Source organism: Afipia sp. GW822-FHT03D08 (genome assembly GCF_058801645.1).
The window spans coordinates 987,565-1,001,846 of sequence record NZ_JBXANK010000001.1; the positions used below are offsets into that span (position 1 = coordinate 987,565).

At 62.4% G+C, this 14,282-nt stretch carries 14 protein-coding genes; 3 read left to right on the forward strand and 11 right to left on the reverse strand.

The genetic code is table 11. From position 1 onward, the window contains the following. Positions 1 to 135: 135 nt before the first annotated feature. From thiL to AC1RM7_RS04865, 11 genes are all read right to left on the reverse strand, one after another. A complete protein-coding gene (thiL, locus tag AC1RM7_RS04815; RefSeq protein ID WP_024918837.1) occupies positions 136 to 1,131 on the reverse strand; it encodes a thiamine-phosphate kinase in 996 nt (331 codons plus the stop codon). 2 nt (positions 1,132 to 1,133) lie between these two features. Further along, positions 1,134 to 1,640 carry a transcription antitermination factor NusB gene (gene nusB / locus AC1RM7_RS04820; RefSeq protein ID WP_024918838.1) on the reverse strand — a complete coding sequence of 169 codons (507 nt, stop codon included), beginning with the start codon at positions 1,638 to 1,640 and terminating at the stop codon, positions 1,134 to 1,136. After that, complete coding sequence (ribH, locus tag AC1RM7_RS04825; protein ID WP_006020860.1) at positions 1,637 to 2,131, reverse strand: 6,7-dimethyl-8-ribityllumazine synthase; 495 nt, start codon at positions 2,129 to 2,131, stop codon at positions 1,637 to 1,639. Before ribH ends, nusB begins: the two co-directional genes overlap by 4 nt. Before the next feature lie 110 nt (positions 2,132 to 2,241). Then, positions 2,242 to 4,104, reverse strand: a complete 1,863-nt coding sequence (locus tag AC1RM7_RS04830; protein WP_024918839.1) for an acyl-CoA synthetase — start codon at positions 4,102 to 4,104, stop codon at positions 2,242 to 2,244. 88 nt (positions 4,105 to 4,192) lie between these two features. Continuing rightward, positions 4,193 to 4,861, reverse strand: a complete 669-nt coding sequence (locus AC1RM7_RS04835; protein ID WP_024918840.1) for a TetR/AcrR family transcriptional regulator — start codon at positions 4,859 to 4,861, stop codon at positions 4,193 to 4,195. Positions 4,862 to 4,916: 55 nt separating this feature from the next. After that, positions 4,917 to 5,525 carry a riboflavin synthase gene (locus tag AC1RM7_RS04840; protein ID WP_024918841.1) on the reverse strand — a complete coding sequence of 203 codons (609 nt, stop codon included), beginning with the start codon at positions 5,523 to 5,525 and terminating at the stop codon, positions 4,917 to 4,919. A gap of 59 nt (positions 5,526 to 5,584) precedes the next feature. After that, positions 5,585 to 6,703: a bifunctional diaminohydroxyphosphoribosylaminopyrimidine deaminase/5-amino-6-(5-phosphoribosylamino)uracil reductase RibD gene (gene ribD, locus AC1RM7_RS04845; RefSeq protein WP_051472464.1), complete on the reverse strand. Its 1,119-nt coding sequence runs from the start codon at positions 6,701 to 6,703 to the stop codon at positions 5,585 to 5,587. A 194-nt stretch (positions 6,704 to 6,897) separates the two neighbouring features. Continuing rightward, positions 6,898 to 7,383, reverse strand: a complete 486-nt coding sequence (nrdR, locus tag AC1RM7_RS04850) for a transcriptional regulator NrdR (RefSeq protein WP_006020865.1) — start codon at positions 7,381 to 7,383, stop codon at positions 6,898 to 6,900. 12 nt (positions 7,384 to 7,395) lie between these two features. Then, on the reverse strand, positions 7,396 to 8,697 hold the full coding sequence (gene glyA / locus AC1RM7_RS04855; protein WP_024918843.1) for a serine hydroxymethyltransferase: 1,302 nt from the start codon (positions 8,695 to 8,697) through the stop codon (positions 7,396 to 7,398). 804 nt (positions 8,698 to 9,501) lie between these two features. Further along, entirely contained in the window at positions 9,502 to 10,014 is a 513-nt protein-coding gene (ldtR, locus tag AC1RM7_RS04860) for a transcriptional regulator LdtR (protein WP_006020868.1), read from the reverse strand. A 299-nt stretch (positions 10,015 to 10,313) separates the two neighbouring features. Continuing rightward, the gene (locus AC1RM7_RS04865; protein ID WP_006020869.1) at positions 10,314 to 10,811 is read right to left on the reverse strand and encodes a DUF6163 family protein; all 498 of its coding nucleotides are present in this window, start codon (positions 10,809 to 10,811) and stop codon (positions 10,314 to 10,316) included. 121 nt (positions 10,812 to 10,932) lie between these two features. On the opposite strand from AC1RM7_RS04865, the gene hemB reads away from it, so the two are divergent. From hemB to AC1RM7_RS04880, 3 genes are all read left to right on the forward strand, one after another. Further along, positions 10,933 to 11,991 carry a porphobilinogen synthase gene (gene hemB / locus AC1RM7_RS04870; protein ID WP_024918844.1) on the forward strand — a complete coding sequence of 353 codons (1,059 nt, stop codon included), beginning with the start codon at positions 10,933 to 10,935 and terminating at the stop codon, positions 11,989 to 11,991. A 125-nt stretch (positions 11,992 to 12,116) separates the two neighbouring features. Beyond that, complete coding sequence (locus tag AC1RM7_RS04875; RefSeq protein ID WP_006020871.1) at positions 12,117 to 12,668, forward strand: RDD family protein; 552 nt, start codon at positions 12,117 to 12,119, stop codon at positions 12,666 to 12,668. 172 nt (positions 12,669 to 12,840) lie between these two features. Further along, positions 12,841 to 13,617: an arginyltransferase gene (locus AC1RM7_RS04880; protein WP_024918845.1), complete on the forward strand. Its 777-nt coding sequence runs from the start codon at positions 12,841 to 12,843 to the stop codon at positions 13,615 to 13,617. Positions 13,618 to 14,282: the final 665 nt, after the last annotated feature.

Sequence of the window (14,282 nt, forward strand, 5' to 3'; positions counted from 1 at the left end):
CGAAAAGCTGCCTCAATTCGGCGCGGACAATGCCAAAATCGTACCCTTGACGCAACGCCACCGGTGTTCGGGGGGCTGGTTTTTGGATGATTCAACGAACGCTGCACAGGGAGTTTTGGTGCAGCGCGAAAAGTATCAGAAATGGCTGTAGGACAGGCGTTTCAGCACGACCGGCTGGCCTGCTGCATCGAGGAACCGGGGCGCTGCCGCGCCCGCCTCGATCCTGCCGATGGCCGATACCGGCACATCGGCCTTGCGTGCAGCGGCGACGAACGAGTCCCACCGATTCTCCGGAACGGTGCACAGCACCTCGTAATCATCCCCGCCGGACACTGCGGCTTCGATGTCCGCACTCCCCTTAGCGAGCAAGGCGCGTGTGGGAGCGGAGAGCGGAACAGCCGCGAGGCCGATCGCGGCTGACACGCCAGATGCGACACAGAGCTTTGTGAGATCGCCGGCCAATCCGTCCGATACATCCATCGCAGCATTGGCATGTTCGCGGATCGCAAGACCAAGCGCATTGCGCGGCTGAGGCACGCGATAACGCCGAATGAGGAAGTCGCGCGTGGACGTATCGAGCCCCCCGCCCGTGATCTTGCCCTTGAGAACGCGCAAGCCCAGCGCCGCATCGCCGATGGTGCCGGTGACCGCGATCCGGTCGCCCGGCTTCGCACCGGTCCGGCGAACCATCTTGCCCGGCGGCACACGGCCGAACGCCGTGATCGAAATCATCAGCGGTCCCGGCGTCGAGACCGTATCGCCACCGAGCACCGGACATCCGAAGTCCGCCGCGTCCTCGCCGAGTGCGCAGGCGAACAGTGCCAGCCATTTGTCCGCCGCGTCCCGTAGCGCAAGCGTCAGCACAAACCCCGCAGGCGAAGCGCCCTTGGCTGCCAAGTCCGACAGATTCACCCGCAGCGCCTTGCGCGCGATGGTGTCGGGTGGATCATCGGCAAGGAAATGAACGCCTTCGACGATAGCGTCCGTGGTTACGACAAGATCATCGCCGGAGTGATTCAGCAGAGCCGCATCATCAACGAGACTGAAAGCACCCGGATCGGTCGCGAGCGGGCGGAAATAGCGCGCGATCAAATCGTCCTCGCCCGATGCTCCGGCACCCGGCGCCGTCATAACTAGTGACCCGCCCGCGTAAATTCGCTTGCGCGGAACTGCCGTGCGATCTGGTCGAGCACAGCATTCACCATGCCGGTTTCATCCTTGTCGACGAAGGCATGCGCGACATCGACATATTCCGACACCACGACGCGCGCCGGAATATCTTTGCGATGTTCGAGCTCATACGCGCCTGCCCGCAATGTCGCGCGCAGGATCGCGTCGATACGCTTGAGCGGCCAGCCGCTTTCGAGCGCCTTGTCGATCAGAGGATCAAGCTTGCCCTGGTCGCGCACCACGCCAGACACGACATCCTTGAAGAAAGCCGCTTCCGCGGGAAGGTAGGTGTCACCCTCCACTTCGTTCCCGAGCCAATGGCTCTCGAACTCGGCAAAGATGTCGCCGATACCCGCGCCTGCGATGTCCATCTGATACAGCGCCTGCACGGCGGCGAGCCGTGCCGCCCCGCGGCGATTGGCCTTGCGGTCGCCCGGTCCTTTGTCGCTGGCTTTCTTAGCGGCGCTCATAGTGGTTTCGCCAGGCGCTTCTTGATCCGCATCATGGTGAGCGCCGCGCGGGCCGCGTCGCCACCCTTGTTCAGCTTGTCACTGCGGGCGCGTTCCCACGCCTGCTCCGTGGTGTTGACGGTAATGATGCCGTTGCCGAGCGGCAGGCTGCGCGCCACAGCAAGGTCCATCAGCGCGCGCGAGGATTCCATCGACACGATCTCGAAATGAATGGTGTCGCCGCGCACAACACAGCCGAGTGCAATCGCGCCATCATACTGCCGACCGTTCTTCTTCGATGCATCCATGGCAATGGCGATCGCGGCCGGAATTTCGAGAGCACCCGGCACGCTGATGACGTCATAGCCGACGCCCGCGGCCTCCAGTTCCTTGATCGCACCCTGAAGCAGCGCTTCCTGAATATCGTCGTAAAAGCGGGCTTCGATGATGACGACGGTCGCGCCGCTGATATCGGTTTGGTCCTTGAGCTCTGCGCGCCGCGGTTCAGCCATCATTCCATCCAGTCAAAGGGTTCCGTGTTTGCGCGTTTGTAGTCGCTGAGCGCTACAAAGCCAAGCACAACGGGCCCCTTTCAAGGCAGGGATGCCGCTTTGAACCCGGCTCAAACGGCCTGTGCGACCTTGTAGTCGAACAAATAGCCCTCCAGCGCCTTCTCGACCACGCCTTGCTGACCAGATTGCGCCGCAGCCAGCGTTACGGTGACATCAATGCCCCGCTTGCCGCCGGCTGCGACATCAATCCTCGCGCTGTCGGACCCAACGGCATCCGCCACCACCTGCTCCACCAGCCGCTGCACGGCGTCGGTGCGCAACTGCGGCTTGAAGATTTTGCCCACGCTGGTCATCGGAATGGCGTCGATGACGATCACCTGCTTCGGCCAGGCCGGGCGTTCCGCGATCAGCGGCTCGGCGAACGCTTTCAACTCATCGGGCGTTGCCTGCGCGCCGGGCTTGAGCGCGACATAACAGACCGGCAGTTCACCGGCATACTTGTCCGGCTGGCCCACGGCCGCCGCCAATGCAACTGCGGGGTGTGATTGCAGGGCGTCCTCGATCAGAACCGGATCGATGTTGTGGCCACTTCGGATGATAAGATCCTTCGAGCGGCCCGCAATGAACAGGCGTCCCTCCTCGTCGGTATAGGCCAGATCGCCGCTGTCGAGATAGCCGTCACGCAGCGCGCTGCCGTTCTGGCTCTGATCCTTGTACCCCGGTGTAACATTGGGGCCGGATACGGTCATCACGCCGACCTCGTGCGGCGCGCAGGCCTCGCCCAGCGAACCGTCCGCCGACAGCCTGCGCACCACGACCTGCGTATACGGCAGCCGGACGCCGACAGAGCCCAGCACCGGCTCCGCCGGCGCGGGATCGATCGAGACAAGTCCGCCGGTCTCGGTCATGCCGAGAATTTCGTGAATCTTCGTTCCGGTCATCTTTTGATACTGCACGGCCACTGCGCGCGGCAGCAGCGACGCACCAGAGATGCTGTAGCGCGCCGACGAAATGTCGGCATCGACCGGCACATTGAGCAACGCGGCCAGCGCCGTCGGCACGCCGCCGATCACGGTCGCGCGATAGCGCTCAATAATCTTCCAGAAATTCTTGATGATGACCGGATTGCGCATTCCCGCCGGCGAAAGAACGATGACATTCGCACCCGCGATGAAGAACGACAGCCCACACGAAATCGTCGCGGCCACATGAAAAAGCGGCAGACCGTTGGTGATGACATCGGTCTCGCTCAAGTCCTGCAACACCGTTCCGCCGAACCCCGCGGCGATCTGCATGCGATGGGTATGGGTGACGAGCTTCGGCGAACCTGTGGTGCCGCCGGTGTGAAAATAGGCCGCAACGTCATCGCCGCCCCGCGCCTGTCCGAATACCAGCGCATTGCCGTCCTGCGCCTTCAGACCGGGTCCGAAGCCGAATACGCCTTCAGGTAACGGCGCATCCGACAGCGAGACCTGTACCAGCTTGATGTCGGGCAGCAGCTTCTTGACCTCGATGGCCTTCTGCCAAATGTCGAGTTGCGGATGCGGGCCGAGCGCGACGAGAATCTTTGCATCGGCCGCGCGGACCAGATCGGCGATGTTCTGCGCCTGGAGCAGGAAGTTGATCGGCACGGCATAGCCCTGCGCTTCCGCGCCCCAGAGCGTGAAATGCGTCTCGACAAGGCTGGGCAGGATGTAGGCAACTCCCGCACCCGGTCCGCCGAGGCTTGCGAAGAAATTCGCCGCACGGGTTACGCCATCGAGCATCTGCTTGTACGTGACAACACGCGCCATCTCGTCATCCGCACCGGTCATCAGCATAGTCAGCGCAGTGCGATCAGGGTGGCGTGACGCGCTCTTCGTAAAAATATCGTAGACGCTGCGCGCGTCATAACGCTGCTCCAGCGTTTTCTCGGTTTCGAACCGGACGACATCCTGGAGCGTTGCAACCGGATATTCGCTGAAAAGCGGCATGTGTTTCCCCTTTTGAACTGTTCTCATCCGGCCGCGGCGAAACGCGGTCCGTTTTTGGGCGGCACGCTATTTAATTAATTTAACACCGTCAAGTTTTGCGGGTTGCGCGCCCGGTTGCGGCGATCCTGATCGGCTTTTTCGCAGCCGCTTGCGGGACATCGGACATGCCCGCCCCCCTTGCGATGAGGCGCATGGATGCGCGGTGCAGGTCATCTCGCGCCCGGACCGTTTTCAGAAGACCGCTCATGTGCATCATGACAATGCCATGCGCGGCGGAGAAGAACGCTTCGGCCAGCGTCTCGACATCGCCTTCGATATATCCGGCGTCGAGAAGCGCCTGCACATAGGTGGTCATGGTGGCGCGAAAGCGCGTCATGATCGCGGAATACTGCGGAGCAATCGCCTGTTCGAGATTTTCGGTGAAGAAAATCAGCCGATAAGTGTCGGGATGTTTCAACGCGAAGTCGAGAAAGGCCTGCCCCACCGCGCGGGCATTCTTGCGCGCATCGCGCGCCGGATCGAACGCCGCTTCCAGATGTCCGCAGAAGCGATCAAGTGCAGCCGCACGCATCGCAAGCAGGATTTCGTCCTTGTTGGCAAAGTAACGATACGCGGCCGTCTGGCTGTAACCCAATGCCTGGGCGATCTGGCGCATCGAGACGCCGGCGACGCCATGCTTGGCAAACAGCTTTTCGGCGGCGCGCAGCAACCGCTCCCGGAAGACCTCGACCTGCTGATCGGTGAGTTGCTTGCGCATGCCAATCCCGCCGCTGTGCGTCGCCTGCCTGCGCCATCTGGCGCTCAGGCAGATTCTATTTCATCTCGATCAATCGCGCGGCATAGCGCGCCATCAGATCGATTTCGAGATTGACTTCCGACCCCGCATGCCAGTCGCTCAGCGTCGTGACCTGCAACGTGTGCGGGATGATGAGAACGGAAAACGTATCGTCAACGGCAGTATTGACCGTCAGCGACGCGCCGTCGAGCACCACCGATCCCTTCGCCGCAATGAACTTTGCAAGATCGCGCGGCGCACGCAACTCGAACCGGGCCATGTCGGGCAGGTCTTCGCGCGAGATGATCGTGGCTATCCCGTCGACATGCCCGGCAACGATGTGCCCGCCGAGTTCGTCGCCGATCTTGAGCGCACGCTCGAGGTTGAGGCGCGTTCCCTTGCCCCAGCCCTTCGCGGTTGTCAGCCGCAGCGTCTCGGCAGCGGCATCGACATCGAACCACGTCTTGCCCTGATCGACGCCCGACTGCACCACCGTGAGGCATACGCCGTTGCAGGCGATCGACGCACCGTCTGCGATGGTCGTCTGGTCGTAGCGGCACGCGATGCGCAGCCGGTGCAACTGCCCTTGCGCCGTCGGCGTGATGCTGGTGATTTCGCCAAGGTCCGTGATGATGCCGGTGAACATCTAGATCTCTTTTCAATTGATCATGATCTGATCGGAAAACCGGTTTCCACTTTTCCGGATCATGATCGTTCGTAAACCGTAAGCGTGTCTTTATCCAAGGTCTCGGTAGCACGCGCGCGCCAGCGAGGCGACTGGGTGACCACCGACAACGGCTGCGTATCGAGCGCCGGAATACCATCCATGCCGATAGCGCCCTGCCCGCGCAGCAGCCAGACCTCGTCGACTAGCCCCGCGCTCAGGAATGACGACGCCACGCGTGCGCCGCCCTCCACCATCAGCCTTGTAATTCCGCGCTCAGCCAGCGCGTTCGAGACGGCACTGAGATCGAGGCCCGGCGTTGATTCATTCGCCACTGGCACGCGGATGACCTGCGCACCGGCCGCGCCAAGCTTCATCGCAGCAGGCGCTTCCGACAGACCGGACGTCATGACCCACAGCGGTGTCTGCCGCGCCGAATGAACGAGCTTGCTGTCGCCCGGCAGGCGTAGCGCGCGATCCAGCACCACGCGCACCGGCGATTGTGCTTCCAGCCCCGGCAACCGCACAGTGAGCAGCGGATCGTCAGCAAGCACCGTGCCGATGCCAACGAGGATCGCGTCGCTTTGCGCGCGCAGCAGATGCACGCGGGCTTTCGCCGCTTCGCCGGTGATCGCGACGGGCCGATGGCCCGCGGCCGCGATCTTGTCGTCAGCGGAGACAGCAAGCTTCAAAATGACGAACGGGCGCCTCGCACCAACGCGCAGGAAGTGCCCGGCATGATCACGCGCCGCTTCCTCCCGGCACAGGCCGATTTCGACCTCGATCCCCGCAGCCCGCAGCCGCGCATGACCCTGCCCGCCGACTTCAGGATTTGGATCTTCGATGGCGGAAACGACCCGCGCAATACCCGCGGCAATGATCGCATCCGCGCAGGGCGGCGATTTGCCGAAATGCGAGCAAGGCTCCAGCGTCACATAGAGCGTCGCGCCGCGCGCCGCATCGCCCGCGCGCTTCAGCGCCTCCGGTTCGGCATGAGGCCGGCCACCGGGCTGGGTCCAGCCGCGCCCCACAATGACGCCGTCCTTGACGATGACGGCGCCGACAGCGGGATTCGGCCAGGTGCGGCCCTGCCCGCGCCGGCCGAGCGCCAGCGCGAGCTGCATGTAACGAAGGTCGTCAGGGTCTGGCCGGAATTGCATCCACTGCTTTCAGGTATGCCCGCCACGGAATGAAGGCACCTTGTCCCGGACGCGATGCAGCGTGCAACGGTGCATCGCAGAGCCGGGACCGCGACAGGGTCTTACACGTTCTCCAGCGGTCCCGGTTCAGCAACGCACCGCTTCGCGCTGCATTGCGCCCGGGACACCAGAGAACAACGCGCGCTGCGGGAAAATCACTTGCGCACGGCCACCGGACGCGGCGGCTCATCCTCACCGGACAGTTCGCCGAGCACAGCCTCGAAGTCCTTGGCCTCACGGAAGTTACGGTAGACCGAGGCGAAGCGGACATAGGCCACGTCGTCGAGCTGGCGCAGATGCTCCATCACGGTCTCGCCGATGACCTCCGAGGAAATCTCCGCCTCGCCGCCGCTTTCAAGCTCGCGCACGATGGCCGAGACCATCTTCTCAACGCGCTCGGGATCGACCGGACGCTTGCGCAGGCTGATCTGGAGCGAGCGCACCAGCTTGTCGCGGTCAAACGGAACCCGGCGGCTGTTGCGCTTGATGACGGTGAGTTCGCGAAGCTGCACTCGCTCGAAGGTGGTGAAGCGGAAGTTGCACGCCATGCAGACGCGCCGCCGCCGGATCACGGCCGAATCTTCCGTCGGCCGCGAATCCTTTACCTGCGTATCGAGACTGTTGCAGCTCGGGCAGCGCATTCCGCGTACCCCTTACTGATAGATCGGGAAGCGGCTGGTGAGTTCCTTCACCTTCTCCTTGACCGCCGCCTCGACCAGAGGCGCCGAACCTTCGCCCGACTGGGCAACGGCGTTGAGCACTTCCGAAATCAGCGCACCCACCTGCTTGAATTCGGCAACACCGAACCCGCGCGTGGTCGCCGCCGGGGTGCCGAGACGCAGGCCGGAGGTGACGAACGGCTTTTCGGGATCGAACGGAATGCCGTTCTTGTTGCAGGTCAGACCGGCGCGAACCAGCGCCTTCTCGGAGACGTTGCCTTTGAGGCCCTTCGGCCGCAGATCGACCAGCATCAGATGGTTGTCGGTGCCGCCGGAGACGATCTCGAACCCGTTGGAGCGCAGCGTTTCTGCGAGCGCCTTGGCGTTCTCGACCACGTTCTTGGCGTAGATCTTGAAGTCCGGCTGCAACGCTTCCTTGAACGCGACGGCCTTCGCCGCAATCACATGCATCAGCGGGCCGCCCTGCAGACCGGGGAAGATCGCCGAGTTCAGTTTCTTGGCAATCGCCTCATCATTGCTGAGGATCAGGCCGCCGCGCGGTCCGCGCAGCGACTTGTGCGTGGTCGTGGTGGTGACATGCGCATACGGCACCGGATTGGCATGAACGCCGCCCGCGACGAGACCCGCGAAGTGCGCCATGTCGACCAGCAGATACGCGCCGACGCTGTCGGCGATCTCGCGGAAGCGCTTGAAATCCCAGGCACGCGAGTAAGCCGAGCCACCGGCAATGATCAGCTTCGGCTTGATCTCTTCCGCCTGCTTCGCCACCGCGTCCATGTCGATGATCTGGTCTTCGCGGCGCACGGTGTAGTGCATCGGCTTGAACCACTTGCCGGACATGTTGACCGGCGCGCCGTGGGTGAGATGTCCGCCCGCAGCGAGGTCGAGGCCCATGAAGGTATCGCCCGGCTGCAACAGCGCCAGGAACACGGCCTGATTCATCTGGCTGCCGGAGTTGGGCTGCACGTTGGCGAAGTTCGCGCCGAACAGTTTCTTGGCGCGCTCGATGGCCAGCGTTTCAGCAACGTCGACGAACTCGCAACCGCCGTAATAGCGAGCGCCCGGATAGCCTTCTGCATACTTGTTGGTCATCACCGAGCCCTGCGCTTCGAGAACGGCGCGGCTGACGATGTTCTCCGAGGCGATCAGCTCGATCTCATGCTGCTGACGACCGAGTTCACCCTTGATCGCATTCGCGATCTCGGGATCGGCCTGCGCGAGCGAGGCCGTGAAAAACGAATCGGGAGCGGAAGCAGTCTTGGCAGATGAGCTCATTGCGGAATGTCTCCACCGCCGCAGCTTTCAAGATCGGCTACGGGCGGCCTGATTGGGAGCATTTTCGGACGAAACCCGGTTTCGGGCTTCCCTGAAACTGCTCCGGTGTCATCTAAGGGCGGCAGGCGCGAGATACCATATCTGGCGGGGGCGGCCAAGTTCCAAGCCCGTGGGCCGCAATTTATGCCGGGCAGCCCTGTTCTGCGCTGGCGCTGTGGGCTGCATGCCACCGGCCCGTCCCGAAGGCTTCGAAACGGCGGTTTTGGCGGGTTCAGCCCGGTCGGGCCCTCCGCAACCGCCCTTTTTGCCCACATTCCGGGTTCCCGATCGCCAGGGTTGGGCAAGATTACCTGCCCAGGGAGCGCCAACGGCTCAAACCGGCTTCTTGAAAGCGCACCGGCCTACAGGCGCGCGCAGAGGAACATCACGTTCAGCGAGCACGCGGCCAGCAGCACGAGCATCAGCGCGACCTGCAGGCGGTCGCCGGCGAATTTGAGAATCGGCCTCATGATGTGAGGATGATGGAAAGAGTCCGCGCAAGAGTCTCGGACGATATTTTTGCCTTCCGCGGGAGAGGATTCAGGACTCGTTTACGAGTCGATTCTCTGAAACCCGAACGCGAAAAGGCGCCCGAAGGCGCCTAGTCGCATATCCCACACCAGGGGAAACTCGTGCGGAATTCTTCCGCGTGCGTCTTGTGCGCACTTCGGTAACAGCCGGAGGGCACCGGCGTAAAACTGCAAGGAAGAACGATAGGCCGCCGGTCTTTTTAAATCTGCCGGCTGGCCCGAATTTTTGAAGGGCTCAGAGCCGATACAGGATCTGGTCGGTCCAGAAGCGCTCGAGGCGATGCAGCGACTTGTTCAGCGTCGCGAACTCGGCGTTCGAGATGCCGCCCACCTGCTCCACCGTCTTGACGTGCTTCTGATACAGCGCGTCGACGATGTGGCGGATTTCCTGTCCCTGCGCGGTCAGGCGGATGCGGACCGAGCGGCGATCGACGCGCGAACGCTGATGATCGAGGAAGCCCATCTCGACAAGCTTCTTGAGATTGTACGAGACGTTGGAGCCGAGGTAATAGCCGCGTGTGCGCAACTCGCCGGCGGTCAATTCCTTGTCGCCGATGTTATAGAGCAGCAGAGCCTGCACCGAATTGATGTCGGCGCGGCCACGGCGATCGAATTCGTCCTTGATCACGTCGAGCAGACGGCGATGCAGACGCTCGACAAGCGTAAGGGCTTCGAGATAGAGCGGCTGCACCGGTGCAGCGGAGTTGTCGCGTGCGGGCTCAATGGCCGTAGCGGCTGTTTTGATCATGACACTTCCCCTGTTGTCGTTTTTACGACTTATTCGACGAAACTTTTGTCTCGCCTGATAGGTTCAAACTAAGGGAGGCGTTTGAAGATCAGCTTAAATAACAGCATAAAGAGATGGTTTATTTGAAACGGTGAATCGTATGTTACATCGATAAAATAAGGGCTTTTTGTTAGTTTTGATTCACCCAAACAGCCCGATGTTCACGCTTCGTCACAGGGCCTGTCGCATTCCAGAACATGTTCGTTCGAATTTGAAAGATTCCGTCAAGCATCAAGGCGAAGTCGCCCTGCCGCGTTGCACTACGGCGGCCGTTCCCGGGCCGAAAACCACGCCAGGACGAGGTAGGCCGCGAGCAAAATCAGGGAAACGAGAACCGCGAACAGGTTGCCACCATAGATCGTGGGAAACATCAGCTCGATCACGGCAGTCGAAACAATGGTCGTGAGCCACACCACGGCGCCCCACGGCGTCGCGAGCCACAGTCCCACCGCCGCGACCAGTTCGATCACCGCGAAATAAACCGTGGCGGTCTGCCACTGCGTGGTCTGCGCCTCGAACGCGCTCTCCTCGCCGCCGATGAAGCCGGTGATCTGCGCCCAGTGATAAAGGCCCTTGATCATCGACAGCACGGCCATGACGCGCAGGAACAACACGAGCCGTGTGGTCCATGTGCTCTCGCCTGTCTCGGCGTCCGGCGACGTCATCGCAGTGACCAGGTTGACCTGATCGCGCGGCACGTCGTCATTCGCGCCTCGGCCCATGCGCGCGGCCATCGATTGCCGGGTGTCTTTGTTCATGCCGTGTGTTTGGCGCTTTATGCCGGTAAAATCAATCCGCCGATGACGTCCCCGTGCGGTGACGGACGGCCCGGCAGATGCTACATGTAGGACATCTTTTCTGCGCGGGAGTGGCATCAAGATGGCGATCAAATTCGGGCGTCCGATCGAATTGCGGGATACACCGCACCGGGACACGGTCGCCGCCCCTTCCCTCGATCTGACCACACGCATGCGCCGCAACCGCAAGTCCGAATGGGCACGGCGGCTGGTGCGCGAGAATGTGCTCACCACCGACGACCTGATTTGGCCGCTGTTCGTGGTGGACGGCAGCAACCTGCGCGCGCCGATCGCTTCGATGCCGGGCGTCGATCGCCTCAGCGTCGATCAGTGCGTTCGGGACGCCGAGCGCGCCATGAAACTCGACATTCCCTGCATCGCGCTGTTTCCCTACACCGAGCCGTCGCTGCGCGACGAGACAGGCTCCGAAGCGCTGAACGCCAACAATCTGGTCTGTCAGTCGGTGCGCGCGATCAAGCGGGAGTTCCCTGATCTCGGCATTCTCTGCGACGTGGCGCTCGATCCGTTCACCAGTCATGGTCACGACGGCTTGTTACAGGACGGCCGGATCCTGAACGACGAGACCGTGGCCATTCTGGTGCAGCAGGCGCTGGTGCAGGCCGAAGCTGGCTGCGACATCATCGCCCCGAGCGACATGATGGATGGCCGCGTGGCTGCAATTCGCGCCGGCCTTGACCGCGGCGGGTTCGGCGACGTGCAGATCATGGCCTATGCGGCGAAATACGCTTCCGCATTCTACGGTCCGTTCCGCGACGCCATCGGCTCGGCGAAAACACTCACCGGCGACAAGCGCACCTATCAGATGGACTCGGCGAATTCGGATGAAGCGCTGCGCGAAGTCGAACTCGACATTGCCGAAGGCGCCGACATGGTGATGGTCAAGCCCGGCCTGCCCTATCTCGACATCGTGCGGCGCGTGAAGGACACCTTCGCGATGCCGACCTTCGCCTATCAGGTCTCCGGCGAGTACGCGATGATTGCCGGCGCCATTAACAACGGCTGGCTCGACCGCGACCGGACGATCATGGAAAGCCTGGTTGCGTTCAAGCGCGCCGGCGCCGACGGCGTCCTGACCTACTTCGCGCCGCAGGCGGCGGAAAAGCTGAAGGCCGGGCGTTGATACCGTTCCGCAACCCGCCGGATAACTTTTTCTCCATGTGAGCCTAAGCCGCCTTGCGCCCGCCATATGGCGGGGCCATGTGCGCAGCGAGCGGCCCGGGCAAATGGCCGCTGAGGAGGGTTTCCATGTCTGACACGAGAAACACCGGCGGCACGACATCAGGTGCGACCTGGCGCAACAATCCATCGGCCAGCGCCGCCTATGACCCCTGGCTGCAGCCCGAACTGTTTCGCGGCGTGCTGACCAAGCGGTCCTTCGCGTTTCTGATCGACCTCGTGATCCTGTCGATTCCGATCATCCTCGCGGTCCTCTTCGTCACCCTGTTTGGTATCGTCACGCTGGGGCTGGGCTGGTTCCTGTTCTGGCTAATTTCGCCGTTCTCGGTGATCTGGGCGCTGCTCTATTACGGCATGACGCTGGGCGGTCCGAACGGCGCGACCGTGGGCATGCGCATGATGGACATCGAGATGCGAACCTGGAGCGGCGAGCGGCCTTACTTCATCCTCGGTGCGGTTCACGCGGTTCTGTACTGGGTGTCGGTCTCGTTCCTCAGTCCGCTGGTGCTGCTGGTGGGTCTGTTCAACGGCCGTCGCCGGCTGCTGCACGACGTCGTGCTCGGCACGGTCTTCATCAACAGCAATGTCCAGCCTTCAACGGTTCAGACCACCCGCGTCTAGACGGCTTCCAATGCGGGCAGATCACATCCGTGTGGTCTGCCCGTGTTGTGCATAATGCGGTCTGAAAGCCGCGTCATACCTGCCGTGGCGCGTTCAAATCTGTTGACCCCCGGGCCTCCCCGGCGCGATGCTGTGGAGGGGAATCGCGCAGACCGGAGACATACGGCCACACGTGACACAACACTCGCGCAATACGCCGCAATTTTACCTGACGGCGCCCTCGCCCTGCCCCTACCTCGAGGGGAAGCAGGAACGCAAAGTGTTTACGCATCTTGTCGGCGACAAAGCCGGCGAGCTGAACGATCTTCTCACCCATGGCGGGTTCCGCCGCAGTCAGTCCATCGCCTATCGCCCCGCCTGCGACCAGTGCCGCGCGTGCGTTTCGGTGCGCGTCATCGCCAACGAATTCCGTCCGTCGCGCAATTTCCGCAAAATTCAGGCACGCAACGCCGACATCGTCAGTGAACTGCGCACGGCGGTGCCGACCTCGGAACAGTACTCAGTGTTCCGCGCCTATCTCGACGCGCGCCACCGCGACGGCGGCATGGCGGACATGACCGTGCTCGACTACGCCATGATGGTCGAGGACAGCCATGTCTCAACCCGCATTATCGAATACCGCCGGCGAACCGCCGACAGCGGCATCACCGGCAAAGGCGGCGACCTGATTGCCGTGGCGCTGACCGATATCCTCAGCGACGGATTGTCGATGGTCTATTCGTTCTTCGAGCCCGGCGAGGAAAGCCGCTCGATGGGCACGTTCATGATCCTCGATCACATCGCCCGCGCGCGGCGGCTCGGTCTTCCTTACGTCTATCTCGGCTACTGGATCGAAGGCTCGCGGAAGATGGACTACAAGGCCCGCTTCCTGCCGCAGCAACGCTTGGCACCCAGCGGCTGGCTCCGCGTCGAAGCCACCGGGTCTATGGCGCCTGAGCCGCAGGACTAGCCTCCCGGCGACAGCGGAAACTCAGAACCATCACGTTTGCGGATCGCCATCATCCCCGCGAAAGCGGGGACGAGCGGAGAGATTGCGCGCAGCGAAATGCAGGACAAACATCGCCCGGTCCCGGGTTTCGCTGTGCTACATCCGAACTACGATCCAACGCAAAACTGCGATCTTTCCTTGCGTCATTCCGGGATGCGCTGAAGGCGCAGGCCCGGAATCCATAAATGCGGAAAATCTGGTGTAACAATGGATTCCGGGTTCGCTCGCAAGTGTGCGAGCGCCCCGGAATGACGGTTGTTGTATCCCCGCCTCTCAATATTTCGGCCCGTTATCCCGAGATGCGTGCATCATCATGCATAAAGCCGTGCCCCGGACGCGGCGCAGCGTGAAACGGTGCGCCGCTGAGCCGGGGCCGTTGCGAAGACGGGTTCTTGTTGCGGTCCCGGTTCTGCGAAGCAACGCTCTCGCGCTGCATCGCGCCCGGGACAACGTCTCTTGACAACTTCCCAATATAGGAATATAGTCCGCTTTGTCCTGTTCACGAGGGGCGCTTTCTAGAGGCGTCTTGAGAGCGGAGCAGGATGCGGCGCCTGCGCGCGTGTCTCGCACACACGTCGCCCGGGAGGCTGGGGTCAGTGTCCGGGCCAACTACGTGGCTCTGCCTT